The sequence below is a fragment of the Pseudomonas sp. Marseille-Q5117 genome (genome assembly GCF_946901175.1).
In the GTDB taxonomy this organism is placed as follows: Bacteria; Pseudomonadota; Gammaproteobacteria; order Pseudomonadales; family Pseudomonadaceae; genus Aquipseudomonas; species Aquipseudomonas iranensis.
Window position 1 is genome coordinate 268,590 of record NZ_CAMPPP010000001.1, and the last position, 26,394, is coordinate 294,983.

Genomic DNA, 26,394 nt, shown 5'->3' on the forward strand with positions numbered 1-26,394 from the left:
TTAAGTGAGAATTCTTGATTCGACCTGCACCGGTTTGTTCGCGCGCAGCATCAAGCCCAGGCCGACGAACAACACCGGCACCACCATCGAGAAGTGGCGGGCGAAGGAGCCGAAGTCCGGCTCGAACAAGCCTTGCACCAACAGAAACGCCAGCGGAATCGCGATCAGTTCCTTGGGTTTGGTCTGGATCGGCGCGCCCTTGTAGTCGGTCGAAGTGATGACTTTGAACAGCAGCAGCGCGGTCATGATCATCAGCGCAACGAAGATCACCTGCCCCGGCCCGGACAGCAGAATCAGCTCAACCGGGAACGACAGGCGGAAGAAAATGATCATCGAATCCAGCGCCTGGGAGACGAAGTCGCTGCCGCTGAGCCACGAGACGATCAGCGACTTCGAGCCCTCCTCGCCCGCCGTGCGCAGCTCGTTGTTGCTCGCCCGGATCGACGACACCGGAAAGCCCAGCGCCAGCTGAATGGCCATGGCTACCGCCAGATAAAACAGGAACAGCATCAGAAAGAAGGTGAAACGCGAGACGTACTTTTTCATCACGCAGACGCCGACCCACGACAGCGAAAACAGAATCCAGTAGGGCCGGATCAGCACACCGTAAATCACCGCCGAGAGGAAAAAACCGCCGCGATATTTGCGCGTCAATGCGCTGAGCAGAATGCTCAACACCGCCACCGACACGATGATTTCCTTGGTCAGGTTCTCCAGGAAGAACGAGCGCACGATGCCCCACAGGCACAGGGTGCCGAAAATGGTCAGCGGCATGCGCCGAAACACCACCACCGGAATTGCAGTGAGGAAGAAATTGCAGAACATGCCGTAGGCCCAGGCATTGCTCAGGTTGATCCCGGTGGGCCGCAGCAGGAATGCCGAACACTCGTAGGACGAGCGATCCGGCGAGAACGGGTTCCAAAAATTGCAGTTGTCGGCGCGCGCATACGACGACCACAACGTCATCGCATCCGGACCCGGATCACGCGGCACCAACAGCGGCATCGCCACTGACAGAAACAGCCCGGTGAACAGGATCAGAAAGGAAATCGACGAATCGAATTTGCGTCCGCGAAACTCGATGCGCGGCAATTTCAGGCCCATGACAGCGCAGCCTTTTTCGCGCCGCTGACACGGGTCAAGACTGCAATCACACTGAGCTGCACGACGATGGCGAAAACATTGCCCCACGCCGCGCCATAGATCGAGTAATGCTTGATCAGCACATAGCTGACCGGCACCGAAATCAGCAGGCAGAGCGCCGCGCTGGCCAGCGACACCCGGCTGTTTTTCGAGGCAATCAAACCGCCCCAGACAATGTCGCCAATCGCCCGCAAGGCGAACGAAAAGATCAGCACCGCGAGGAGCGCGTTATCCGGACGCGGCACGCTGGCGGCGACGTAATCGAGCAGCACATTGAAAAACACATAGATCGCCACGGCCACAACGGCGGAAACCGCCAGCGAGCGCATCACCCATTTGTTGACGAACAGTTGCCTGACCGTAAATGCCTGCTGATCGGCCTGGAAACGCTTGGCCAGCACCGGAATGCCGACCACTGCCACGACCGCATACGACAACGCCTGCAAAGTGTTGGCCGCCGACCACGCATACACATATTTACCGAGGCTGGCGTAGGGCTCCAGGTCGATGATCAGAAAGCGCTCGGCGTACTGACTCAGGGCGATCAGACCGGTGCCGAGATAGAACGGTAACCCGGCCTTCCACACCGTCGCGGTGTCCAGCGGCGCGGCTTCGTGCCCCTTGTGCACGTTCACCACGATCAAATAACCGGCGATGATTACCAGCACGTTGGCGGCGACCCACAGCCACAACACACTGGCGATGCCCGCGACCCAGCCGAGCACCATGCCGCCCACCGCCAACACCGCCCAGAGGCCGGTCTTGATGAAGAACAGCAGAGCTCCGGCGGTGGCTTTCTGCGCGGAAAACACGAAGGAATTGATTTCGAACGACAGGTGCTCGGTGAGCAGCACCAGAGTCACGCACAGGATCAGCGTGGCGGTCGCTTCCACCGACTGGAACAGCGAATAGATCAGTACCGTCAGCACCGACAACAACAGCCCCACCGCCAGATACAGCAGCAGAACCTTGTCGACCACCCGCCGCGAACTGCCGCCGACGCTGATCAGCCGGTTGATTTCGGAACTGAAGCCGACGCTGTAGAACTTCGACGCGATCAACGACGCTGCGACCACCACACCATAAAAACCCAGCGCCTCATAACCGAGGTAATGGGTGATGGCCAACACCAGCAAGAATTTCGCGCCCAAGGCTCCGCCGCGAAGCAACAGCCGAAATATCATCGAACGACACCCTTGATGATTTCGTCCATGGCCACGGTTTTCGCCTCGATCTCGCGGCAAGTGTCGGTCAGGCGCTTGCCGAAATCCGCCAAGGCATTGGGCGCGTAGACGGTGTTGATGATGGTGTCGACGTCGATGTCGCCGCCGTTGATCACCCAGTCGTCGACGCCCATGTCCTGATAGGCGCCAAAGCCTTTGCGCTCGTAGCTGATGTGATACGCCGGCACGCCGGAGAGCAGCGATTCGATGGCGCCGTGCAGACGCACCGAGATCACCAGGTCCGGTTGGTACTTGGCGATGGTTGCCTTAAGCGACAGCAGGTCTTCGTTGATGCCCAGTTCGCGGTAGAACGCGCCGTCATCGTTGCCGCGCACCGCGCTTTGCACGGCACAGACCACTTTGCTTTTGTTCTTCAGACGCTGCAGCAGCAGTTTCAGATTCGCCACGTAGGCGACCTTCTTCTCTTTGCTCCACTCCGGTGGCTTGCGCAGCACCACGCAGACTGTCGCCGGCGACGCGGCGCAGCGGGTGAATTTCGGTTGCTGCAGAATCTTGCTCGCCAGCGACTGCACCGCCAGATCCGGCGCGCGATAGACGTTTTCGCAAGCATCGAAAATCGCCGAGGAACGGTTGTCACGCACGAACACCGCATCGGCGCTGGCGTAGTGTTCGACGATCTTGCTGCTCTCGCCGTGGAACGGGCCGATGCTCTGCGGCAGGTACACCGACGGCACTTTGCTGAGAATCGCGGTTTCCAGTTGCTTGGCGTGGCCGAGCTTCAGCTTGATGTGCTCGAAGGCGCTTTTCGAACGCATGTAGCCGCCGCCGACACCGACGATCAGATCGGTCTTCTTCAGCAGATCGGCGAGCCCGGCGTAGGACTGATTGAGAAACACCGCTTGCTTGACCCGGCCCAGACCTTTGGCCGCCATCACCGGCGCATCGAAACGCGGGTGCGGCAGGTAGTTGAACGACTCAGGGTCGGACGCCACGACACTGATCGCGGTGTCGTCACCGAAGTTACGCTGCACCAGAGCAATGGCCAGATCGACGAGCAGACCGTCACCGGAGTTGGACGCACTGTAGCCATGCAAAATCGTTACGTTCATAAGCTTGAGTTCTACTTAATAAGTGGGAGCGTGATACAGGTCGTAGGTCTGGCGGATCATCAACGCGGCGCTGAAGCGTTCGCGGACAATGCTCCGGCCTTCATTGCCAAGGTCGAGCAGGCGCGGCTTCTGGATGATCGTCAACACGTCGGCCAGCGCCTGGTGATCGCCGGACGGAAAGACGTAGCCGGACACTTCGTTGGTGACCAGTTCCGGCAGCGAGGTGCAGTTACTGGCAATCACCGGCAGCCCCATGGCCATGCCTTCCAGCGGCACCATGGCAAAGCCTTCCCAGCGACTCGGCACGATCAGCGCATCGGCTTTCTGATACAGCGCCTGCACTTCACTCGGGGTCACCCACGGCAGGTACTCGACCGAATCCATCGGCGGGCACTCGACAGAGTCTTCGTTGACCGCACTGCCAACCACCGTCAGTTTGAGGTCGTTGCGATTGACCTTGGCGTAGGCCTTGAGCAGCACGTCGAAGCCTTTCTGGTAATCCAGGCGCCCGACGAACAGCAGATGAATCGGCTCGGCGCCAGTGGTTTTCGGCGCGTCATCCTTGTGATGAATGCCGTTGTAGATCAGCTTCATGCGCTTGCGCTCGATGCCGAAACGCGCGGCTTTGTCCAGCTCGTACTGGCTGACGCAGATGATCACGTCGGTGACTTTCTGCAGCACCCGCTCGATCCACGCATAGACCTTCTGCTTGGTCGGCGAGCTTTCCATCAGGAACGAAAACGCGTGCGGGCAGTAGACGATTTTCGGCTTGCGCCATGGTCGCAACAGCACGCACACAACACGGCCGATCACTCCGGAAAAGGTGCTGTGCAAATGCACCACGTCCGGCTTTTCCTTGAGCAGCACCTGGCTCAGGCGCCAGGCGAAACGCAGCAGCGATGGCACGTTGCGACCGCTACGCGAGAATGTGCGCACTTGTTGCGGGGCGATGCCGTGCAGCTCCTTGGCCTGATCCTCGGGCACCAGATAGATCAGTTGATAATTCGCCGCGTCATCTTCGGGGGATGCCGAGATCGTGCGGATCACCGTCGCCACGCCACCTTTGATCGTCTCTGCCACGTGCAGTATTTTTTTCACAACTCACCCACTTCAAACAGGAAAGAACAATCGGCAACCATCAGGATTTGTCGGACGCGTATTCGTAGTTGTAATAGCCAGTGCCGCCGTAATAGCTGGCCGCACGCTTCTCGACGCCGTTGAACACCGCGCCTTTCAGCTCGATACCGTTTTGGGCGAAGCGGCGAATGGTCAGTTCGATCTCTTTGGCCGGGTTCACGCCGAAGCGGGTGACGATCAGGCTGATGCCGGCTTCGCGACCGACGATGGCAGCATCGGTCACCGCCAGCAGTGGCGGCGTGTCGATGATCACCAAGTCGTAGCGCTCGCTGAGTTCTGCCAGCAGTTCGCGGAAGTTGGCGTGCATCAGCAGCTCGGAAGGATTGGGCGGCACCTGTCCCCGGCTGATGAAGTGCAGGTTGTCGACTTCGACTTTGTTGATCGCCTGCTCAAGGGTGCAGCGCTTGACCAGCAGGTCGGACAGCCCGTTGCTGATCGGGGTGTTGAGGGTTTTGTGCAGATGCCCTTTGCGCATGTCGGCATCGATCAGCACCACGCGCTGGCCGCTCAGGGCCATGACCGCCGCAAGGTTGGACGAAACGAAGGTCTTGCCGACCTGCGGGCTCGGCCCGGAAATCATGATGCGGTTGTTGGTCGAATCGAGCCCGGCAAAATGCAGGCAGGTGCGCAGGCTGCGGATCGATTCGATCGACAGATCGGTCGGGTTGCGCAGCGCCAGCAGGTACGCCGGCTTGTCGACGCCATCGCGGGCGCGGCCCTTTTTGTTGTCCTCTTCTTCCTGCAAGGCGCTGTAGGGAATCGACGCGTAAACCGGCAGGCCCAACTGCTCGATGCCTTCCGGGCCTTCAAGGCCACGGCTGAGGGATTTGCGCAGCAGCACCAGCGCCACGCCGACAAACGCGCCGAGCAATGTCGCGATCAGCACGATCAGTGGTTTCTTCGGTTTGATCGGATTGGTCAGGTCGACATCGGCAGTGTCGATCAGGCGCACATTGCCAACGGCCCCGGCGCGAACGATGTCGAGCTCCTGGGATTTGTTCAGCAACTGCGTGTAGATCTGCGAGGCCACCTCGACGTCGCGGGTCAGGTTGAGCAATTCCTGCTGGGTGGCCGGCAGATCCTGAACCTTGCCTTCGAGGGATTTCTGCTGCTGGGTCAGCTCGCCGATCTGCGTCATCAAGGCGCGGTAGGCCGGGTGCTGTTTGGTGAACTTGCGATCGAGTTCGGCCTGCTGCATTTTCAGCTCGGAAATGCGCGTTTCCAGCGCCACCGACTGGCCCAGCACCGACTGGGTTTCCAGCGAAATGTTCACGGTCTTGCCGTGGGTCTGGTAGGCATTCAAGGCGTCGCTGGCCTTGGCCAGATCACGCTTGACCTGGGGCAACTGGCTTTGCAGAAAAGCGAGGCTCTGCGCGGCCTCCGCCGAAGTGCGCCGTACGTTTTGCTCGACGTAGAGCGAGGCGATCTTGTTGAGGATCTTCACCGCCTCGGCCGCGTCGGAGCTGGCCAGCGCCAGACGAATGATCCCCGACTCTTTGCCCTGTTCGGAGATATCCAGCGCGTCCTGATAGCCCTGAATGGTCACGATGCGTGGATTGCGCACCACCTGAAAACGCGTGCCGGGGTTGGCCGACAAGTGCGCGATCTGCCCTTCTACACCGGCATTGGCAAACGCTTCGCCGGCGACGCCTTCGGCGAGCAGATTGTCGTTTTCATCGAACAGCTCAAAGCGCTGCTGCTCGCCAGCGATCAGGGTGAGTTTCTTGCCGAGCAAATCTTTCGGCAATTGCAGCCGAGTGAATTCCAGACGTTCGCCGCCCCAGGCATAACTGTTCAAACCGAAACGCGGCGGCGCGACGCTGGTCTCGCTGTCTCCGCGATAACGCCGCGAAAGAAAGCCGCCGATCAACGGGAACGTGTTGGGGGTGACGTCGATATCCAGGCGCAGGTCGTCAACGGTTTTGCCGATCACCGCGCGGGATTTGATGATGCCGATTTCGGTCACCGACGGCGATTGCCCACCGAGCATGCTGTTGAGGTCGGAGAAACCGAGCATGTCGTTCTTTTTCGGTTCGACCTGCACCAGCGCGTTCGCCAGGTACACCGGCGTCGCCAGAACCGCATAGGCGACGCCGGTGACCATGAAGGCACCGGTCAGCGCGCCGATCAGCCACTTCTGGTCGATCAGGCTGCCGAAGATGCCGAGCAGATCAATACTGTCTTGATCATTGTCGCGGGTGCCGATTACGGACGGTAACTGCATAAGTCTGTTCTTACCATTTACTGTTCTGAAGAAGATTCATCAATGCCCGAGACGCTTTGCCCATGAACTAACAGCATCTTCAATCAATGCGTGGGCATGAATAAACGCGGCTTTGCCTTGACGATACGGATCATGTATTTCGCGCTCGCTCTGCCACTTGCCGAGCAGAAACACTTTGCCTCTGGCGTGCGAGGCAATCTTCAGCACTTGATTGACGTGGGCCTTTTCCATGACCAGGATCAGGTCCGAGTCATTGACGATGTCCGAAGTCAGTTGCCGCGCCTTGAAGGCCTCGGCGCAATGCCCGTGCTCTTCGAGAACCTGCCGCGCCGAGGCTTCCACGCCCTCGCCCACGCGGGCGGACAGGCCGGCTGAGGACACGGTGATGGCGGAGGGGCCCAGCGCGTTGCGCAGCAGCAGTTCAGCCGTCGGACTTCGGCATATATTGCCCACGCAGACAACGAGGATCTTTTTGAACAAGTCTTGCTTTCCTGTGTAATATCAAACAGCCAACATGCCGTGAAAGTTAATGAACCCTCACGACTTTCCTGCACTCAGAAATAGCTTCGCCCTGTTAGTACAGGAACATTAAGTACCACAGCGTTTTAAGCCGCCCCAACCACAATTAGCGGACTAAAAATAACTGTGATTTTCAGTTGCTGTTTTCCTGACAAAAAATAACATTCGCGCACTTAGTGCCATCACCGTTATCGGAAATTGAGTAACGGGATAAATATTCGTAGTTGTCATTCTCTTCAGGAGAGCAGACATGAAAACAGCACAGCGCAATAAACTCGCCGCCCTCGCCCTGATGGCGCTCGGTGCCACCAGCCAGGGTCACGCCAGTGAGCTGTTCCCCAACCTTCCAGCGAAAACCATTGGCGTGCAGGTGAAAATCCAGAGCTTCACCGCCGCCGATGCCGCGCAGATCAAAGCGGCAGGCTTCAGCTTTGTGCGCTTCGGTGTGTGGAGCGACAGCCTCACCGCCAAGACGTATCAGAAACAGGTCAGCGACGCCTTCGCCGCCGCCGCTTCCGCCGGCCTGCCGGTGCTGCTGACGGTACGCGCGATCAAGGCACTGCCGGCCACGTCGCCGGAGGAGCTGAACGCCGCCGGCGGTAAGTTCGCCAACACCGTGACCGGGCTGGAAAAAACCTGGAGTTCGCAATTGGTGGCGATCGAAATATGGAACGAACCGGACCTGGAAACCTATTGGCCGACGCGCAATTTCGACACCACCTTCGTGCCGTTCATGGCCGGCATGTGCAAGGCCTTCGAAGGTCAGCCGCAGACGACGCCACGGGTCGGTTTCGGCTTCGCCCGGCCGCCAAGCGCGGGCTCGGCGTCGACGGTGGCGATGAAAAGTATCGTCAGCGATTACCCCAAATGCTTGAACGCCGTGTCCTATCACCCTTACGGCATGACCGCCACGCAGATCAGCAACGCACAGACCTTCATCCAGCAGAACTTCAATCTGCCGGGGGTCATCAGTGAATGGGGGGTTTCGGCCCTCGCCTCCAACGGTGGTCCCGAGGGGCAAGCGACCAAGATCAACGCGTTTATTACCGACGTTAAACGCCTGAATATTCCCCTGACGTCTATCTATGAATGGCGGAACAGTGATTCCGGCAGCAACGATCGCGAGAAGAACTTCGGCTTTCTCACCTCTGACGGCCAGCCAAAACCGGCGCGCTTGTCGGTAGAAGGTCTGTTGAACGCTGAGTAAGCCTTGGGCAACCGGTCTGTTCACAGGTCGGTTGCTTTGAACCTGTGGGCTGTTTTGGCATCGTATTCAGCGACACCGCGCCCCACCTTTCAAACAATCGTTTTCAGGTTGTTGCCGCAGGGGCCATCGATCCACGAATGCACCCTTGAGTGCCCGTCAGCGCTCGGGTAATGTCTTCAGACCCATAGGATAGAGCACGCCCATGACTTCCAAGCTGGAACAACTCAAACAGTTCACCACCGTGGTTGCCGACACCGGCGACTTCGAAGCGATCGCCCGAGTCAAACCGACCGATGCCACCACCAACCCTTCCCTGCTGCTCAAGGCTTCGGCCATTCACGGTTACGCCGAACTGCTGAACGATTGCGTTCGCGACTGCAAGGGCGATGTCGGCCTGGCCAGCGACCGTTTCGGCGTCGCAGTGGGCAAGGAAATTCTCAACGTGGTTCCGGGCCGCATCTCCACCGAAGTGGATGCGCGTCTGTCCTTCGACCAGGATGCGATCCTCAAGCGTGCGCATCGCCTGATCGAGCTGTACGACAAGGCCGGCGTCGGCCGCGACCGCGTGCTGATCAAGATCGCCTCGACCTGGGAAGGCATCCGCGCCGCCGAGATCCTCGAAAAGGAAGGCATCCAGACCAACCTGACCCTGCTGTTCTCTTTCGCCCAGGCCGCCGCCTGCGCCGACGCCGGGGTGTTCCTGATTTCGCCGTTCGTGGGCCGTATCTACGACTGGTACAAGAAAGCCAACGGCAACGACTACACCGGCGCCGATGATCCTGGCGTGCAGTCGGTGACGCGCATCTACAACTACTACAAGGCCAATGACTACAAGACCGTGGTCATGGGTGCCAGCTTCCGTAACATCAACCAGATCGAACAACTGGCTGGCTGTGATCGCCTGACCATCAGCCCGGAACTGCTGGAGAAGCTGGCCGCCGATACCGGCAAGCTGGAACGCAAACTGGCACCGGGCAATGCCGGTGAAGCACGCCTGAGCCTCAACGAAGCGCAATTCCGCTGGTTGTCCAACGAAGACGCGATGGCCACCGAGAAACTGGCTGAAGGCATCCGTCAGTTCGCCCGCGACCAGGAGAAGCTGGAAGCGTTGCTGCAGGCCAAGCTGTGATTTGAGTTTGTAGAATGCAAAAAGGGCGAACCTGTGAGGGTTCGCCCTTTTTTATGGTAACTGCTGATCAAAATGTGGGAGCGAGCCTGCTCGCGAAGAGGCCGGCCCATGCATCCTCAATTCACTGGATCAATGCCGCTCCAGCGCATTCACCAGATCATGAAACGCTTCCCGATTGGAATCGTTCAGGCCCATGAGAATCTTGTGCGCTTCCAGCACCTTGATTCGCACCACTTCTTCGGACTGGTCCTGATCCGGCAGGTCGTCCAGGCACTCCGGGCACGGCACCGGGTGGTTGACGATGTTGAACACCTGCTCGAAGCCCATCGATTGCAGCAGACGGGTGATGTCTTCGTGGGTGGTGACAACCGTCGGCAACAGGCCGACCTTCTGCCGCGACAGGATCGACAGTTTGGCCAGCAGGCCCAAGGTGGTGCTGTCGATGCTGCGGGTTTCGGTCAAATCGATCACGATCGCGTTGAAATTCAGCGCGGTGAAGATTTTCTCAATAGTCGCATCCAACGCCGAACACAGGGTCAGGCGAACTTCACCGACGAACTTCAGGACGAAGGTGCCGTCCTGCTCGGCGAACTGGATTCTACCGGTACTCATTAAAGATTCCTGCTCAACACCAACAGGGCGATATCATCCGGCATCTCCCCTAGCGTGGCCAAACCAAACACTTGCCGCAGACCATCCAGGCTGCCGCCCGCTGACTTCACCCGTTCGGGCAAAGCAGCCTCTTTTTCTTTGAGCGTTGCTTCCGGCAAAAGGTCCAGAATGCCATCAGACATCAGCGTCAGGCTGAACGTCGGCGGCAGCTCAAGCACGTGGTCTTCGTAAGTGGCTTCATTGAAAAGCCCCACCGGCAGACCACGGCCTTCGAGATAACGAACACTGTCAGGCGTGTACAACACAGGCAAAGGCAGATGGCCGCCAATGCTATAGGTCAACAAACCGGTCTCCTCGTCGATGACTCCACCGACCATTGTGACGTGTTTACCCAGCTTACAACTGATCAGTCCCCGGTTGATATGACCGAGCACTTCCGAAGGCTTGAACTCCGGCAAGGTACCGCTGCGTTTCGATTCGAACAGCAAACGCGTGGTCATGAACTTCAACAGCACGGTGACGAAGGCCGATGAAGCACCATGCCCGGAAACATCCGCCAGATAAAACGCGACCCGGCGCTCGTCGACACGGAAATAGTCGACAAAATCACCCGACAGGTACAACGACGGGATGATCTGGTGGGCAAAATTGAATTCGTCGATGCTCCACGGGCTTTCCGGCAGCATGTTCATCTGCACCTGGCGACCGGCGTTCTGGTCTTCCTGGAGCAGGTTCAGGCTGGCTTCGAGCTCGCGGTTGGCCTTTTCCAGCTTCTCGCTGTAGCGCTGGTTTTCCAGCAGCAGCCGCGCACGATCCAGGGCCCGGCGCACAGAGTGCTCGAGCACAGCCAGATCTTCGAGAGGCTTGATCAGGTAATCCGCCGCGCCCAGGCGCAGGGCCTCGACCGCGTCGTTCATCACCCCGGCACCCGAAACCACGATCACCGGCGTCTCCGGTGAGCGCTCGGTGACCTGACGGATCAGTTCGAGACCGCCCATCTGCGGCATGCGCAGATCGCAGATGACCAGATCGGGCTCGTCTTGCTCGAATACCTGAAGACCCTGTTGACCGTTGCCGGCCTGCAGGACGCTGAAACCACTGTCTTCCAGATAGGCCGCGAGGCTCGCGCGCACTACCTCGTCATCATCGATTATCAGCAGCGTGGCACTGGTTTTTGGCATGTGGGCAAACGGCGCCAGAATTAGGTTGGCGTAGTGAGCGGGGCAACGGCCCTGCGCAGACTACTGGATTCGCTTTCTAGCCTCTCTGTTGCAGCGCTTTCAAGCATTCGCCTGGCGCGCGGTTTTAAACAGAGGTGCCCTTCTAAGGCGCAGACGGTACTCCCATCCGCAGAGCGTTTCAAGCATGCGCCGATTGTCGCTTGACGACTTTGTTTGTCAAATCACCGGGAGTTATAAGAACCGCTCCAACGGTAACCCGATGGAAGGTAGCGGCAGTCGCCGGTGACGCTCTGGCGCGGACAAAAAAGGCGACCCGAGGGTCGCCTTTCTGTCGCCGGTCGAAATCAGAAATCGTCTTCGACCTGACCGTCCTTCACCTTGAACTCGCGGTTCTGCAGGTAAGCGTTGCGGATGAAGGTGTATTTGTCGCCGCTAATCAGCTTCTCGCTCGACAGCAGGCTGGCGCGGGTGTCGACGATGTTCAGGCCGAAGATCGAGTTACGCGTCGGCACGTGGTCGATGTAGCGGTACGCGCCGGTGAAGCTGTCGACGTATTTCGACGGTGCGTCACGCAGGGTGCTCGGGCCCATCAGCGGCAGCATCACGTACGGGCCGCTGCCCACGCCCCAGTAACCGAGGGTCTGACCGAAGTCTTCGTCGCTGCGGTTCAAGCCCATCTTGGTGCCGACATCAAAGAAGCCGAGCAGACCGAAGGTGGTGTTGAAAATCAGTCGGGCGGTATCAACCCCCGCTGCAGCCGGTTTGGCCTGGAGGATGTTGTTCGCCAGGTTGGTCACGTCACCGACGTTGCGGAACATATTGTGAATGCCGTCTTCAACGAACTGCGGGGTGATGAACTCATAACCCTGCGCCAATGGCTTCAGCGCGTAGGTGTCAACGAAGTCGTTGAACTGGAAAATCGGCCGGTTGACGCTTTCCCAAGGGTCTTCTTCGGTGGCCGCCTGGGTGGCGAACGGCGCCAGCAACAGGCTGGCACATACACTTAGCTGAGTGAGCGAAGGGCTCCAGCGCATAGAAAAACTCCTTGGATTTGATACTGGCGCGGACCTCTCGGTCCAAGCATTAAGGCCGCTAGTATAAGCATAAACGGCGATTTGGGCAGTGCGCCGCTGCAAGGATATGCAGGAAGTTTCCTACACAGGCTTTCACTCGGCTGTCATGCAACTGTCACCCCAGCGCCCTAGTCTTGAGCGTTATTTCAGGGACGTTGCCATGACTCACGCCGAAACCTTGCCCGTCGCCGCGCCCGGCCTGACTGCCGTGCTGTTCGGCCTGAGCGGTTGCCTGGTGGATTTCGGTGCCCGCGCCGCGCAAGAGCTCAACGCCCAGCCGGAACATGCCAAAACTACACCCGGCGCACTCGATAGCCTGAAAAGTTTGCAGCGCCAGGGAATTCCCTGCGCGTGGCTCGACGAATTGCCCGCTGCCCTCGCTCAGCCACTGGCCGCCTCGCTGCCAGACTGGATCACACCGACGCAACATTCAGCAACAATGAATCCGTGGCCCGCCCCTAACGCCTGCTGGCAAGCGTTGATGAGTTTGAACATCGACCGCCTCGACGGTTGCGTGCTGGTCAGCGGTGAGCCGCGCCTGTTACAGGCCGGTCTGAATGCCGGGTTATGGACGATTGGCCTGGCGTCCTGTGGCTCGCTATGCGGCCTGAGCCCGAGCGAGTGGCAGGTTTTGTCACAAAAGGAACGCGAAAAGTTGCGCGGCAAGGCAACCGTGCAGTTGTTCGGCCTGGGCGTGCATTCCGTGATCGATCATCTCGGCGAGCTGGACGCCTGTCTCGCCGACATCAGCCTGCGCCGCGCCAAAGGCGAAAAGCCCTGATCGGCGTCATGCAGGTTTACCCAGAGTGGATTAATCTAAAGGTCAGCCATAGACCTTTGGCGCGTGGCTGCGGTCAATGCCAGTGCCTATTGATAAAAGGAAACCACCATGCCCGCCCAAGAACTGCAAAAACAGCTCGATACCCTGCGCGAGCAGCTGGAACACAATCCACCGCTGTCGGAAGCCGAGCGTGAGGATCTGCATGCGCTGATGGCGCAGATCGAATCGGAAATCCAGCTGGAAACTGCCACCCAGGACGCGAGCATCGCCGACGGCGTGAACCTGGCGGTCGAGCGCTTCGAAGTCGAACACCCGGCGATCGCCGGCACCCTGCGCAATATCATGAATACGCTGGGCAGCATGGGCATCTGACGCCCCGCCGCACAAAAAAAGCCCTGCCAGCGATGGCAGGGCTTTTTCATTTGCAAAATGTGCATGCAAGCCCTTGTGGGAGCGAGCCTGCTCGCGAAGGCGTCGTGTCAGTCGACATCATCGTTGAATGAAACACCGCATTCGCGAGCAGGCTCGCCCCCACAAGGGATATCGCACATTCCGTTTCTTTATTGACGTACGAGCCGGTGATTCGGCAGCTGCACCTCTTCAGTGCTGCGATACGGGTTGATATCCAGCCCACCCCGGCGCACATAGCGCGCAAACACCGTGAGTTTCTCCGGCTTCAACAACCGCTGCAGATCAAGAAAGATTCGCTCCACGCATTGTTCGTGGAAGTCCGAGTGCTGGCGGAAGCTGACGATGTACTCCAGCAGGCTGGCGTGATCCAGCGCCGCGCCGCGATATTCCACCACGACGCTGCCCCAGTCCGGCTGGCTGGTCACCGGGCAGTTGGATTTGAGCAGATGGCTGTGCACGCTCTCTTCAACGATCCGCGAAGCATCGCAACGCAGCAGCTCCGGACGCGGGTGTTCATAATTGCTCACGCTGATATCCAGATCGTCGATGCACACGCCCGGCAACGCCACCACGCCTTCAGCTTCCACGTCTTTCAGACTGCGCACCCGCACGCCCACCGGTTTGCCGGCAGCGGCGGACAGATCCTTGACCAGCGTCGCTTGCAATGTGGCGACGTCGGCGAACGGCGTCTGGTTCAGCGAGTTGAGGTAGAGCTTGAACGACTTCGATTCGATGATGTTCGGCGAGTCCGCCGGGATGCTGAATTCAGCGATCGCCACCACCGGTTTGCCCGAGGGCAGCAGCCACGACAGCTCGAAGCAGTTCCAGAAATCCACGCCTTTATACGGCAGGGTTTCGGCGGTCAGGCCCAGCTCGGCCCATTTCGCGGTGCGCGGAATCGGGAACAGCAGGGACGGTGTGTAAGTGGCGATGTATTCGCTGGATTTGCCCAGCGGCGAATGTTCGGCTGCGGGATGCATGGCGGAAACCTGACTGAAGAATCAGCGGATTCTACCAGCCTTTGCCCGCGCCTTTGAGTGCTTACTGACTGACTGTCAGTTTGCCGACCATGCCCGCCTGATAATGCCCGGGGATATTGCAGGCAAACTCAAGCGCCATGGCCTTGCTGAAGGTCCAGGTCAACTCAGCAGTTTTACCGGGCTCGACCAGTACGCTGTTGGGGTCGTCATGCTGCATGCCATGCCCCATCGCCGCGTGATTCATGCCCGCCATATCGTGGGACATTTCTTTCATGCCGGTAGGCGTAAGCATGCCGCTTTGCTGCATCTGCAACATCTCCTGCTGGTGACTGGCATGCATCGCCGCATCACCGAGGTTGAATTCGTGCAGTAACTGGCCTTTATTCACCAGCACAAAGCGAATCGTCTCACCGGCCTTGACCTGTATGGCTTTCGGGTCGAAGTTCATGTCGCCCATGACGATTTCGATAGTCCGCGTGGCCTGGCTCGCCGCTGCCGGCTGGCCGAAGGCGAAGGTGTGCACCGGTGTCGCCCAGACTGGCGAACTCAATGCCAGCAGACAGGCGGCTATTTTCAGCGAGGTGCGCAAAAACATGGTCGTACTCCAACAAGAGAAGGTTCAGCCTGTGGGAAACTCTAACCACCCAGGGCTGGCATCGACCTGACAGGCAGATTACAACTTTGTCAGCTTGGCGCTAATCGCCGGATCTCACGGTATAACGCCTTCGCCCTTCCAAATACCAACCCCGCCCGAGTCGCCCATGAAACTGTTGATCGTCGAAGACCAAGCGAAAACCGGCCAATACCTGCGTCAGGGCCTGACCGAGGCCGGATTCAATACCGAGCTGGTGGCCGACGGAATCAGCGGCCAGCAATTGGCCTTGAGCGGCGACTACGCGCTGTTGATCCTCGATGTAATGCTGCCCGGGCGCAGTGGCTGGCAGATTCTCCAAGCGGTGCGCAGCGCCGGTCTCGACACGCCGGTACTTTTTCTCACCGCCAAAGACGCCGTAGAGGACAGGGTTCACGGCCTCGAACTGGGCGCCGACGATTATCTGGTCAAGCCGTTCGCCTTTTCCGAGCTGCTCGCGCGGGTGCGCAGCCTGTTGCGGCGCGGTAGCGCGATCGCCCAGGAAACCAGTCTGCAACTGGCCGATCTGCGCCTGGATCTGATCCGTCGCCGGGTCGAGCGCAACGGCCAGCGCATCGACCTGACCGCCAAGGAATTCGCCCTGCTGGAAATGCTCCTGCGCCGTCAGGGTGAAGTCCTGCCCAAATCGCTGATCGCTTCGCAGGTTTGGGACATGAATTTCGACAGCGACACCAACGTCATCGAAGTGGCGATCCGCCGTTTGCGCCTGAAGATCGACGATGACTTTCCCAACAAGTTGATCCACACCGTGCGCGGCATGGGTTACGTGCTCGAAGAGCGTTCGCTGTGATGCGTCGTTGGTCCTTGAGCACGCGCCTGGCGCTGTTGTTTGCCGCTTGCACTGCGGTGGTCTCGCTGTTCGCCGGGGTGCTGTTCGACCGCGCCAGCGAGGCGCACTTCATCGAGCTTGACCAGCAACAACTGGAGACGAAACTGATCGGCCTGCGCCGCGCCTTGCAGGATCTCCAACCTGCCCAGCGCGAGGCGCGGCTGGCCGATGAACTCAGCCGTCAGGCGGATCTGTCGTTGCGCATTACCAGTGGCGACGGCCAGCACTGGTATGACAGCTCGGTGCAGATTCCGAAGAATCTGCCGCTGCAAACCGGCCTGTCGACCATCAGCCATGACGGCACCGATTACCGCGTGCTGCGCGCCCCGCTCTACCCGGACGCAGCGGATTCGCCACAACTGACGCTGCTGCTGGACATCACCCATCACCAGCATTTTCTTACGCGCATGCAGCATCTGATCTGGCTGACCGTCGGCCTGTCAGCGCTGGCTACCGCCCTGCTCGGCGCCTGGGCCGCGCGCAGCGGTCTGCGCCCGTTGCGGCGGATGAGCGCGGTGGCCCGTGGGATTTCTGCGCAATCACTGAATGCCCGCCTGCCTGAAGAGAAGATGCCGCCGGAGCTTGCGGAAATGGCCTACAGCTTCAACGCGATGCTCGAACGCCTCGACGACTCGTTTCAACGCCTCTCGGCGTTCTCCGCCGACATTGCTCATGAGCTGCGCACACCGTTGTCGAATCTGCTGACCCACACCCAGGTCACCCTCACCCGCCCACGCGCACTGGAGGACTACCGCGAAGCGCTGCACAGCAACCTCGAAGAACTGCAATGGATGGCGCAACTGGTCAACGACATGCTCTACCTGGCCAAGGCAGACCACGGTTTGCTGATGCCCAAGCGCGAACCACTGGAGCTGGCGGATGAGGCCGACATGCTGCTGGAGTTTTTTGCACCATTGGCGGAAGACGCTGGCGTGAGTTTAAGCCGTGAAGGTGAGGCGCAAATCGAAGGTGATCGCGGCATGTTGCGCCGGGCGTTGTCGAACCTGCTGGATAACGCACTGCGGTTTACCCCGGCCGAGGGTTATGTGCGCTTGAGCATCGTCGACGAGGGGGAAACCGTACGCGTCTGCGTCGAGAACAGTGGCGAGGGGGTTTCAGCGCAATTACTGCCACGTCTGTTCGACCGCTTCTATCGGGCGGATCCGGCGCGGCAGGAAGGCAGCAGTGAGCATGCGGGGTTGGGTTTGTCGATTACCCATTCGATCGTGCGGGCACATGGCGGGACGATTCATTGCGAATCGGAGGCGGGTTGGACGCGGTTTGTAATCGAGTTGCCTCGGACCTGATCGTTCCCACGCTCTGCGTGGGAATGCAGCCCGGGACGCTCCGCGTCCCTTCAAGAGCCGAACGCAGAGCGTCCATTGAGGCATTCCCACGCAGAGCGTGGGAACGAGCATGGAGTCGCTTACGAATATCTCAGCGCATGCGCCGGCTCGATCTTCGCCGCCCGCCACGCCGGATACACCGTCGCCAAAAAGCTCAGAATGAAACCCGCCGAGCAGATCAACAGCACATCCCCACCCTGCAGTTCCGAGGGCAGGTTGCTGACGAAATACACATCCGAACTGAAGATATGCTGGCCGGTCACACGCTCGACCCAGCCGACCAGTTCACTGACATTAAGCGCCGCAATCACGCCCAGCACGCCGCCAATAATGGTGCCGACAATACCGATCACCGTGCCCTGGACCATGAAGATCGCCATGATCTGCCGCGGTGTAGCGCCGATGGTGCGCAGAATCGCGATGTCGGCGCCCTTGTCGTTCACCACCATGATCAGCGTCGCGATGATGTTGAATGCCGCCACCGCGACGATCATCAGCAACAGCAGGCCAATCATGGTTTTTTCCATCTTCATCGCGCTGAACAGGCTGCCCTGGGTGTGAGTCCAGTCGTCAGCCTTGAAGTCAGCGCCGAGGCCACTGGCGATGTCCGCAGACACTTTCGGCGCGGCGTACAGATCCTTGACCGCCAGACGCACGCTCTGCACCTGATTCGGCTGCCAGTGCTGCATGGTCGCGGCGTCGGCGACATGAATCAGGCCCATCGAACCGTCCAGCTCGGCGCCGACCTTGAACACGCCCACCACATTCAGGCGCTGCATGCGCGGGGTGATACCGCCCGGCGCGGTGCTGACTTCCGGGACGATCAGAGTGATCTTGTCGCCGACATTGAGGCGGAAACGCCGCGCGGTGATTTCACCGATCACCACACCGAATTCCCCCGGCTTCAAGGCATCCAGACGACCCTGGACGATGTGCTGGGCAACGATCGACACCTTGCCTTCCTGGGCCGGATCAACGCCGCTGATCTGAATCGGCTGCATCGAACCCTTGTAGGAAAGCATGCCTTCCATCTCGGTGAACGGCACGGCGGCCGTCACTTCGGGATTTTTCATCGCAGCCGCAGCGACCGGCTGCCAGTCGTCGATCGGCTTGACGCCAACGATGGTCGCATGGGGCACCATCCCAAGGATGCGCGAGCTCATCTCGCGCTGGAAGCCATTCATCACCGACAGCACCACGATCATCGCCAGCACGCCGAGGGCGAGGCCGATCATCGAGGTCATCGAAATGAACGAAACAAAGCGATTGCGGCGCTTGGCGCGGGTATAGCGCGTGCCGATAAAGATCGATAACGGTCTGAACATTCGCTGGGGCACCGTGTAGAAATAAAAGACCCGGCACCGTTACGGGCGCCGGGTTTCAGCCAGTCAGATGGGAGTCAGGCAGCCTTCCTGCAGCTGCAGAACGCGATCCATCTGGCGAGCCAGGTTCATGTCGTGCGTCACCACCAGAAACGCCGTGCGCATCGAAGTGCTCAGCTCCAGCATCAGATCCTGAATGCCTTCGGCGGTGTGCAGGTCGAGGTTGCCGGTCGGCTCATCGAGCATCACCAGCCCCGGGTTGTTGACCAGGGCACGGGCGATGGCCACGCGCTGACGCTCGCCGCCGGACAGTTCCGCCGGTTTGTGTTCCAGACGATGGCCCAGACCGACACGCTCCAGTAATGCCGTGGCACGCTGGCGCGCCTCCGGGATGGCGGTCTTGCCGATCAACAGCGGCATGCAGACGTTTTCCAGCGCGGTGAATTCCGGCAGCAAATGGTGAAACTGATAAACGAAACCAAGCGCGCGATTGCGCAGCAGGCCACGCTTTTTCTCGCTCAACGCAGACAGTTCTTCACCGTCGAGCCAGACGCTGCCCTTGCTTGGCGTATCGAGACCGCCGAGCAGGTTGAGCAAGGTACTTTTGCCGGAACCGGATTTACCCACGATCGCCACACGCTCGCCTGGGTGCAACTCCAGTTGCAGGCCGGCCAGCACTTGTACCGACTCCGGACCCTCCTCGTAGGATTTGCCCAGATTACGGCAGCTCAGAATTGCTTGTTCACTCATGCCCGACTCACTCATAACGTAACGCCTCCGCCGGCTGGGTGCGCGCGGCACGCCAGGCGGGATACAGGGTGGCGAGGAAACTCAGGACCAACGCAGCGGCGCAGACCATGACGACGTCCTGGCTCTGTACCTGCGAAGGAAGATAATCAATGAAATACACGTCAGCATTAAGGAACTTGTGGCCGATCAGCCCTTCAAGCGCCGAAATGGCCGCACTGACATTCAGTGCCGCGAGGATCCCGACCACTGCGCCAATGGCCGTGCCGACCACGCCGATTACCGTGCCCTGAACCATGAACGTGCGCATGATCGTGCCCGGTGTCGCGCCGAGGGTACGCAGAATGGCGATGTCGCCCTTCTTGTCGTTCACCACCATCACCAGCGTGGAAATGATGTTGAACGCGGCGACGGCGACGATCAGCAGCAACAGCAGCCCGATCATGGCTTTTTCCATGCGGATCGCTTGATACAGGTTGCCGTGGGTGCGCGTCCAGTCGCGGGCGTAGTAACGATCTTCGCCGAGCTGCTGGGCAATGTTCCACGCCTCGCGCGGCGCCTGGAACAGGTCGTCGAACTTCAGCCGCAGGCCCTGCACCTGATCGGCTTTCCAGCGGTGCATTTTCGCCAGATCCTGCAGATTGGTCACGCCGAGGTAGCCGTCGAGCTCACCGGCGCCGACATGGAAAATCCCGACCACGGTGAAGCGCTTCATGCGCGGGAACATCCCCGCCGGGGTCACGCTGACCTCCGGTGCGACAAAAGTAACCTTGTCGCCGATGCCGACGCCGAGCTTGGTCGCCGCCTTGTCGCCGATGACGATGCCGAAGCTGCCCGGTGTCAGGTCGTCGAGTTTGCCCTGCTTCATGAAGTTGTCGATGATCGACACATTGCGCTCGAGCGCAGGATCAATGGCATTGAGCAACACCTTGGAAACCTGACCGTTGTTGGTCAGCAGGCCCTGCATCTGGGTGAACGGCGCCACCGCCGTCACCTGCCGGTTCTGCTTGACCTTGTCGGCCAGGCTCTGCCAGTCATTGATCGGCTCGCCGGTCTCGAGAGTAGCGTGGGGCACCATGCCCAACACGCGGGTGCGCATCTCATGATCGAAGCCGTTCATCACCGAGAGCACGACGATCATCACGACCACGCCAAGGGCGAGCCCGATCATCGAAGTCAGGGAAATGAATGACACAAAATGATTGCGACGCTTTGCACGGGTATAACGCGTGCCGATAAATACGAAGAGAGGTCTGAACATGTCGGGGCTTGTTCGGAGGGAAAAGGAACGTCCTTGTGGCGGGGGTCAAAAACCAGCTTTACACTCAGCCCACCGCCGCTACCATGGGTTCGCCATGTCGACATTAGATGAAGAAGATCGCCGCGAATACTACCGTATCGAGGACACGATCGCACTGGAAATTCGGCCCCTGTCCGCTCCCGAAGCCGCAGGCCAGGAAGTGTTGCAGGATGCATCCCCACTCTTCAACCTGCTCAGCGAACTGCACCTGAGCGAATTCGAGTCGCAGCACCTGTTGCGGCAGATCAGCGAGCGCGACCGCGCCATCGCCGCGTTTCTCAAATCGCAGAACAAACGCATTGACCTGCTCAGCCAGGTGATCGCCCTGACCGTGCTCGGCCACATCGGCGAGCCGCAGCCAGTGATCATCTCCGAGGGCGGGATCGACTTTCAGTACCCGACCCCGATTGCCACTGGCGCACACCTGTCGGTGAAACTGGTGCTGATGCCGCAGGCACTCGGCCTGCTGCTGCGTGCCCGGGTCACCCATTGCGATCCCAAGGGGGATGGGTATGACGTCGGCACCGAGTTCGAGCGTCCGACCGATGCCCAGCGCCAATTGCTCGCGCGCTACATCTTGCAAAAGCAGGCTCAGGAACGCCGTCTGGCCCGCGAACAGAACGAATCTGGCATTTAACTTAAGGAAGCACCGTGACCCTCATCTACGGCCACCGCGGCGCCAAGGGCGAAGCACCGGAAAACACCCTGAGCAGCTTTCAGGAATGCCTCAAGCACGGCGTGCGCCGCTGCGAACTGGATCTGCACCTGTCCAAGGACGGCGAGCTGATGGTCATCCATGACCCGACCCTCAAGCGCACCACCGACCGTCGCGGCAAAGTCGTCGAGCACACCGCTGCCGAGCTGGTCACCTACGACGCGCGCAAGGGCGGCCCGGGCTGGATCAAGCCGTGCCCGATTCCGACGCTGGAAGAGTTGTTCGGGCCATGTGATTTCGAGCCCTGGCAGCTGGAAGTCAAAAGCGCATCACGCACCCGCGCGGCGACTACCGTGCTGGCGATTCGGGAAATGGCTCAGCGCCACGGCCTGCTCGACAAGGTGACGATCACTTCGAGTTCGCGGGAAGTCTTGAAGGCAGCGCTGGATCTGGTACCCGACGTATCCCGTGGCTTGGTGGCCGAATATGCCTGGCTCGATCCGCTGAAAGTCGCGGCGAGCTACGGCTGCGAGATTCTCGCCTTGAACTGGACGCTGTGTACGCCGGAACGCCTGCAGAAGGCGCAGCGTCAGGGCCTGCATGTGTCGGTGTGGACCGTCAACGAGCCTGCGCTGATGCGCAGACTCGCCGACTTCGGCGTTGACAGCCTGATTACAGACTTTCCCGGTTTGGCCACTGCCACCCTTGAGAATTGCTGAAATCGGTCTCCCCGGCCGGCTCAGGCCACCGGCCGGAGCCCGTCAAAAAAGCCGGTTGAGGCCGTCGTACGCCGCGACCCGATAGGCTTCCGCCATGGTCGGGTAGTTGAACGTGGTGTTGACGAAATACTTCAGCGTATTCAGCTCACCCGGCTGGTTCATGATCGCCTGACCGATGTGCACGATCTCCGACGCCTGATAACCGAAGCAGTGCACGCCGAGCACTTCCAGCGTTTCGCGGTGGAAGAGGATCTTCAGCATGCCCTGCGGCTCACCGGCAATCTGCGCCCGCGCCATGCTCTTGAAGAAGGCCTTGCCGACTTCGTACGGCACTTTCGCCTGGGTCAATTCCTGCTCGTTCTTGCCGATCGAGCTGATCTCCGGAATGGTGTAGATGCCGGTCGGCACGTCATTGACGAAGCGCCAGCTGCCGTTGTCGACGATGCTGCCAGCGGCCGAACGACCCTGGTCGTGGGCGGCACTGGCCAGGCTTGGCCAGCCGATCACGTCACCGGCGCCGTAGATGTTCTCTATGCAGGTGCGGTAGTTCTGGTCGACTTCGATCTGGCCACGGCTGTTGACCTTGACCCCGATGTTTTCCAGACCCAGCGTGTCGGTGTTGCCGGTACGGCCGTTGCACCAGAGCAAGGCGTCGGCCTTGATCTTCTTGCCGGATTTAAGATGCAGGATTACGCCGTTGTCCACGCCTTCGACGCGGTCGTACTCTTCGTTGTGACGCACGGTGATGTTGTTGTTGCTGAAGTGGTAGCTCAGCGCCTGGGAAATTTCCGAGTCGAGGAAGCTCAGCAACTGGCCACGGTTGTCGACCAGTTCGACCAACACACCCAGACCACTGAAGATCGATGCGTATTCGCAGCCGATCACACCAGCGCCGTAAACGATCAGTTTGCGCGGGGTGTGACCGAGGCTGAGGATGGTGTCGCTATCGTAGATGCGCGGGTGGTGGAAATCGATGTCCGCCGGGCGATACGGGCGCGAACCGGTGGCGATGATGATGTGCTTGGCCACCAGCTTCTCGACCACGCCGTTGCCGCAGACCACTTCGATGGTTTGCTCGTCGGCGAAGCTGCCGGTCCCGAAGAACACGTCGACGCGGTTACGGGCGTAGTAGCCGGTGCGCGATGCGACTTGTTTGGAAATGACTTTTTCGGCGCTTTTCAACACGTCCGGGAAGGAGAACCAGCGTGGCTCGCCGATCGCGCGGAACATCGGGTTGGTGTTGAACTGCATGATCTGCCGCACCGAGTGACGCAGTGCCTTGGACGGGATGGTGCCGAGGTGGGTGCAGTTGCCGCCGACCTGGCGACGGCTGTCGACCATCGCGACCTTGCGCCCCGCTTTGGCGGCGTTCATTGCCGCGCCTTCTCCCGCCGGGCCGGAACCCAGTACCACCACGTCGTAGTTGTAGACAGCCATGCGTACTCCTCAGAACAGGCCGCGGTGCCAGCAGCACCGGCGGCTAAATCACGCCGAACGGCGGCGCGAAGGAACAATTGGGGGCCAGTGAAGAACCCGGACACAGTCTATAGAAGCGTCAACGCCGCGCACATTAACCCTTGGTCGCGTCGTAGGCTACTTTTGCCTGCACTACAACGCCAGCTTTCGTCTTGTCTTCGGTCAGTTTTTTTCACCGACAAGCTGCGTAAATGCCTGACTGCTGCGGGTGACGAAACCTGTATCGGCACGCAAGACAAAGAATGCAGCAATGTCATGTTTTTGGGCATAGTCCCGCGCCCTTTCCGGCCCGAGAATCAGCAACAGCGTCGATAGTCCATCGGCCATCAGCGCTGAAGGATGAATCACCGTGACTGACGCCAGATCATGTAGGACCGGTCGCCCGCTGCGTGCATCGAAGGTGTGGGAATAACGCCGACCGTCCTGCAGAAAATAGTGGCGGTAGTTACCGGAGGGGGACACGCCGTAGCCATCTACATCGATAATCCGCTCCGCCACTTGCTGGTCATCGCGAGGCTCTTCGAGAGCGATGCGCCACGCTGAACCATCCGGCTTCTTGCCGCGGGCTTTGAGTTCGCCCGTGGCTTCGACCAGATAATTGTCGATGCCCATGCCCTGCAATCTGGCGGCGATGGCATCCACGGCGTAACCGGCGGCAATACTGTTGAAGTCGACTTCGACGGCGGCGTCCTTGCACAACCGCTCGCCATCGATGCGCAGGTGCTGATGGCCAACCCGCTGCATGACCTCGGCCACAGCGGCCGCATCAGGGATCTTTTCTTCCCGTCCTTGCGGGCCGAATCCCCAGAGGTCCAGCAGCGGTTCCACGGTCAGGTCGTAGGAGCCTTCGCTTTGCGTTGAAAGCTGTTCGCCGATGCGGACCAATTCGAGCACCGCTGCCGGCATGGCTTGACAGCTATCGGCGGGCAAGGCGTTGAAACGTTCGATGGCGGAGTCACTTCGGTAAGTCGACAGCTGTCGATCGACTTCACCGAGGATGGCCTGCACTTCGCCGCGCACCATTGAAGGATCGGCGACCCCGGCGTGGCGTACGTATTTGACCGACCAAGTGCTGCCCATGGTCGAGCCACCGACCTGTTCCAGGGAATCGCCGCTGCCGCAGCCGCCGATTGCCACCGCCAACACCACAGGCCCCAACCAGCGTCCAGTTAACAATTCTTCATCTCCCCGCAAAACCACGGCGGCCATTATGAACTACAAGCGCCCGCTCGCTTCCCCATGGCTGCAACGCCTTTATACAAATTGAACAGTGAGTACCTCCCATGTCCTCCACCACGGGCAAAGGCAAAGCGATCTTTCGCGTTGTCAGCGGCAACTTCCTCGAAATGTTCGACTTCATGGTCTACGGCTTCTATGCCACGGCCATCGCCAAAACCTTCTTCCCCACCGACAGCGCCTTCGCTTCGCTGATGCTGTCGCTCGCGACCTTCGGCGCCGGCTTCCTGATGCGCCCGCTGGGGGCAATTTTCCTCGGCGCCTATATCGACCGTCACGGACGGCGCAAAGGGCTGATCATCACTTTGGCGATGATGGCCGCCGGTACGGTGCTGATTGCCTGCGTGCCCGGTTACGCGACGCTCGGCGTCGCCGCACCGCTACTGGTGTTGTTCGGCCGCCTGCTGCAAGGCTTCTCGGCGGGCGTGGAATTGGGCGGCGTGTCGGTGTATCTGGCGGAAATTTCTACGCCGGGGCGTAAAGGCTTTTTCGTCAGTTGGCAGTCCGCCAGCCAACAGGCAGCCGTGGTGTTCGCTGGCTTGCTCGGCGTTGCTCTGAATCACTGGCTGAGTCCGGAGCAAATGGGCGAATGGGGCTGGCGCGTGCCGTTTCTGATTGGCTGCATGATCGTGCCGGTGATTTTCTTCATCCGTCGCTCGCTGGAAGAAACTCCGGAATTCCAGGCGCGCACACACCGCCCTACCCTCGGCGAAATCGTCCGCTCGATCGGCCAGAACTTCGGCATCGTCATTGCCGGCATGGCGCTGGTGGTGATGACCACGGTGTCGTTCTACCTGATCACTGCGTACACGCCGACGTTCGGCAAGGCCGAGCTGCATCTGTCGGACCTCGACGCCTTGCTGGTGACGGTGTGCATCGGCTTGTCGAACTTCTTCTGGCTACCGGTGATGGGCGCGGTATCCGACAGGATCGGCCGTAAACCCTTGCTGTTGGCAGCGACGATTCTGGCGATCCTCACGGCGTATCCGGCGCTGTCGTGGCTGGTGGCGAACCCCAGCTTCAGCCATTTGCTGATTGTCGAACTGTGGCTGTCGTTCCTTTATGGCTCGTACAACGGCGCGATGGTGGTGGCGCTGACCGAGATCATGCCGGTGGAAGTGCGCACGACCGGTTTCTCGCTGGCGTACAGCCTGGCGACGGCGACGTTCGGCGGCTTTACCCCAGCGGCGTGTACCTACCTGATCCACGTGCTGGACAACAAGGCAGCACCGGGGATCTGGCTCAGTGGCGCGGCGGTGTTGGGGTTGATTGCGACGTTGGTGCTGTTCCGTGGCAACCGGCATGAGTTGCGCACGGCGCAGGCTTCGGTAGCCAGCGGCGCCTGACAGAATGCTTTCGCGAGCAGGCTCGCTCCCACAGAAGATTGTGAACGACACTGATCCATGTGGGAGCGAGCCTGCT

At 59.9% G+C, this 26,394-nt stretch carries 25 protein-coding genes; 9 read left to right on the top strand and 16 right to left on the bottom strand.

Features of this window, described 5'->3' with window-relative positions:
* The 6 genes from OC605_RS01325 to OC605_RS01350 are packed head-to-tail and all read right to left on the bottom strand — an operon-like array spanning position 1 to position 7,277.
* On the bottom strand, positions 1-1,104 hold the full coding sequence (locus OC605_RS01325; protein ID WP_262136118.1) for a hypothetical protein: 1,104 nt from the start codon (positions 1,102-1,104) through the stop codon (positions 1-3).
* The gene (locus OC605_RS01330) at positions 1,095-2,327 is read right to left on the bottom strand and encodes an oligosaccharide flippase family protein (protein WP_316044621.1); all 1,233 of its coding nucleotides are present in this window, start codon (positions 2,325-2,327) and stop codon (positions 1,095-1,097) included. The genes OC605_RS01325 and OC605_RS01330 overlap by 10 nt, the downstream gene beginning before the upstream one ends.
* Positions 2,324-3,436, bottom strand: coding sequence for a polysaccharide pyruvyl transferase family protein (locus OC605_RS01335; RefSeq protein ID WP_186566124.1), 1,113 nt, complete (start codon positions 3,434-3,436; stop codon positions 2,324-2,326). The genes OC605_RS01330 and OC605_RS01335 overlap by 4 nt, the downstream gene beginning before the upstream one ends.
* Positions 3,437-3,451: 15 nt before the next feature.
* Positions 3,452-4,534 (bottom strand): glycosyltransferase, encoded by a 1,083-nt coding sequence (locus OC605_RS01340; RefSeq protein WP_262136120.1) that lies wholly within the window; start codon positions 4,532-4,534, stop codon positions 3,452-3,454.
* A 40-nt stretch (positions 4,535-4,574) separates the two neighbouring features.
* A complete protein-coding gene (locus tag OC605_RS01345) occupies positions 4,575-6,797 on the bottom strand; it encodes a polysaccharide biosynthesis tyrosine autokinase (protein WP_262136122.1) in 2,223 nt (740 codons plus the stop codon).
* 39 nt (positions 6,798-6,836) lie between these two features.
* Entirely contained in the window at positions 6,837-7,277 is a 441-nt protein-coding gene (locus OC605_RS01350; protein ID WP_016775466.1) for a low molecular weight protein-tyrosine-phosphatase, read from the bottom strand.
* Positions 7,278-7,566: 289 nt separating this feature from the next.
* On the opposite strand from OC605_RS01350, the gene OC605_RS01355 reads away from it, so the two are divergent.
* The gene (locus OC605_RS01355; RefSeq protein WP_262136123.1) at positions 7,567-8,523 is read left to right on the top strand and encodes a glycosyl hydrolase family 5; all 957 of its coding nucleotides are present in this window, start codon (positions 7,567-7,569) and stop codon (positions 8,521-8,523) included.
* A gap of 202 nt (positions 8,524-8,725) precedes the next feature.
* On the top strand, positions 8,726-9,652 hold the full coding sequence (gene tal, locus OC605_RS01360; protein ID WP_016775468.1) for a transaldolase: 927 nt from the start codon (positions 8,726-8,728) through the stop codon (positions 9,650-9,652).
* A 129-nt stretch (positions 9,653-9,781) separates the two neighbouring features.
* Here tal and rssC read toward each other — a convergent pair whose 3' ends face one another.
* The 3 genes from rssC to OC605_RS01375 form a co-directional block, all read right to left on the bottom strand.
* Positions 9,782-10,264: an anti-sigma factor antagonist RssC gene (gene rssC / locus OC605_RS01365; protein ID WP_003226553.1), complete on the bottom strand. Its 483-nt coding sequence runs from the start codon at positions 10,262-10,264 to the stop codon at positions 9,782-9,784.
* Positions 10,264-11,445 carry a two-component system response regulator RssB gene (rssB, locus tag OC605_RS01370; RefSeq protein ID WP_041477317.1) on the bottom strand — a complete coding sequence of 394 codons (1,182 nt, stop codon included), beginning with the start codon at positions 11,443-11,445 and terminating at the stop codon, positions 10,264-10,266. The genes rssC and rssB overlap by 1 nt, the downstream gene beginning before the upstream one ends.
* A 344-nt stretch (positions 11,446-11,789) precedes the next feature.
* On the bottom strand, positions 11,790-12,479 hold the full coding sequence (locus tag OC605_RS01375; protein WP_016775470.1) for a VacJ family lipoprotein: 690 nt from the start codon (positions 12,477-12,479) through the stop codon (positions 11,790-11,792).
* 199 nt (positions 12,480-12,678) lie between these two features.
* Here OC605_RS01375 and OC605_RS01380 point away from each other — a divergent pair, with 199 nt between their 5' ends.
* Together OC605_RS01380 and OC605_RS01385 are read left to right on the top strand one after the other, a co-directional pair.
* Complete coding sequence (locus OC605_RS01380; RefSeq protein WP_076563650.1) at positions 12,679-13,299, top strand: phosphatase; 621 nt, start codon at positions 12,679-12,681, stop codon at positions 13,297-13,299.
* A gap of 108 nt (positions 13,300-13,407) precedes the next feature.
* Positions 13,408-13,671 carry a DUF4404 family protein gene (locus OC605_RS01385; RefSeq protein WP_016775472.1) on the top strand — a complete coding sequence of 88 codons (264 nt, stop codon included), beginning with the start codon at positions 13,408-13,410 and terminating at the stop codon, positions 13,669-13,671.
* Between the two features lie 188 nt (positions 13,672-13,859).
* Here OC605_RS01385 and queF read toward each other — a convergent pair whose 3' ends face one another.
* Positions 13,860-14,690 (bottom strand): NADPH-dependent 7-cyano-7-deazaguanine reductase QueF, encoded by an 831-nt coding sequence (gene queF / locus OC605_RS01390; RefSeq protein ID WP_262136124.1) that lies wholly within the window; start codon positions 14,688-14,690, stop codon positions 13,860-13,862.
* 61 nt (positions 14,691-14,751) lie between these two features.
* Entirely contained in the window at positions 14,752-15,285 is a 534-nt protein-coding gene (locus OC605_RS01395; protein ID WP_262136125.1) for a cupredoxin family protein, read from the bottom strand.
* Positions 15,286-15,451: 166 nt separating this feature from the next.
* On the opposite strand from OC605_RS01395, the gene OC605_RS01400 reads away from it, so the two are divergent.
* Both OC605_RS01400 and OC605_RS01405 read left to right on the top strand, forming a co-directional pair.
* Positions 15,452-16,132, top strand: coding sequence for a heavy metal response regulator transcription factor (locus tag OC605_RS01400; RefSeq protein WP_133340484.1), 681 nt, complete (start codon positions 15,452-15,454; stop codon positions 16,130-16,132).
* Positions 16,132-17,478 carry a heavy metal sensor histidine kinase gene (locus tag OC605_RS01405; RefSeq protein WP_262136126.1) on the top strand — a complete coding sequence of 449 codons (1,347 nt, stop codon included), beginning with the start codon at positions 16,132-16,134 and terminating at the stop codon, positions 17,476-17,478. The genes OC605_RS01400 and OC605_RS01405 overlap by 1 nt, the downstream gene beginning before the upstream one ends.
* 119 nt (positions 17,479-17,597) lie before the next feature.
* Here OC605_RS01405 and OC605_RS01410 read toward each other — a convergent pair whose 3' ends face one another.
* From OC605_RS01410 to OC605_RS01420, 3 genes are all read right to left on the bottom strand, one after another.
* Positions 17,598-18,842, bottom strand: a complete 1,245-nt coding sequence (locus OC605_RS01410; protein WP_071173051.1) for a lipoprotein-releasing ABC transporter permease subunit — start codon at positions 18,840-18,842, stop codon at positions 17,598-17,600.
* A 63-nt stretch (positions 18,843-18,905) separates the two neighbouring features.
* Positions 18,906-19,604 carry a lipoprotein-releasing ABC transporter ATP-binding protein LolD gene (gene lolD / locus OC605_RS01415; protein WP_024013628.1) on the bottom strand — a complete coding sequence of 233 codons (699 nt, stop codon included), beginning with the start codon at positions 19,602-19,604 and terminating at the stop codon, positions 18,906-18,908.
* Positions 19,597-20,847 (bottom strand): lipoprotein-releasing ABC transporter permease subunit, encoded by a 1,251-nt coding sequence (locus OC605_RS01420; protein WP_024013629.1) that lies wholly within the window; start codon positions 20,845-20,847, stop codon positions 19,597-19,599. Before OC605_RS01420 ends, lolD begins: the two co-directional genes overlap by 8 nt.
* Positions 20,848-20,941: 94 nt before the next feature.
* On the opposite strand from OC605_RS01420, the gene OC605_RS01425 reads away from it, so the two are divergent.
* Together OC605_RS01425 and OC605_RS01430 are read left to right on the top strand one after the other, a co-directional pair.
* Positions 20,942-21,523, top strand: a complete 582-nt coding sequence (locus OC605_RS01425; protein WP_016775478.1) for a PilZ domain-containing protein — start codon at positions 20,942-20,944, stop codon at positions 21,521-21,523.
* A gap of 14 nt (positions 21,524-21,537) precedes the next feature.
* Entirely contained in the window at positions 21,538-22,260 is a 723-nt protein-coding gene (locus tag OC605_RS01430; protein WP_262136127.1) for a glycerophosphodiester phosphodiesterase, read from the top strand.
* 42 nt (positions 22,261-22,302) lie between these two features.
* Here the strand turns inward: OC605_RS01430 and sthA are convergent, their stop codons facing one another.
* Both sthA and OC605_RS01440 read right to left on the bottom strand, forming a co-directional pair.
* A complete protein-coding gene (gene sthA, locus OC605_RS01435) occupies positions 22,303-23,697 on the bottom strand; it encodes a Si-specific NAD(P)(+) transhydrogenase (RefSeq protein ID WP_039760770.1) in 1,395 nt (464 codons plus the stop codon).
* A 201-nt stretch (positions 23,698-23,898) separates the two neighbouring features.
* A complete protein-coding gene (locus OC605_RS01440; protein ID WP_262136128.1) occupies positions 23,899-24,945 on the bottom strand; it encodes an FAD:protein FMN transferase in 1,047 nt (348 codons plus the stop codon).
* A 74-nt stretch (positions 24,946-25,019) separates the two neighbouring features.
* Between OC605_RS01440 and OC605_RS01445 the strand changes: the two genes are divergently transcribed.
* Positions 25,020-26,318 (top strand): MFS transporter, encoded by a 1,299-nt coding sequence (locus OC605_RS01445; protein ID WP_262136129.1) that lies wholly within the window; start codon positions 25,020-25,022, stop codon positions 26,316-26,318.
* The last annotated feature ends 76 nt before the right edge of the window (positions 26,319-26,394 follow it).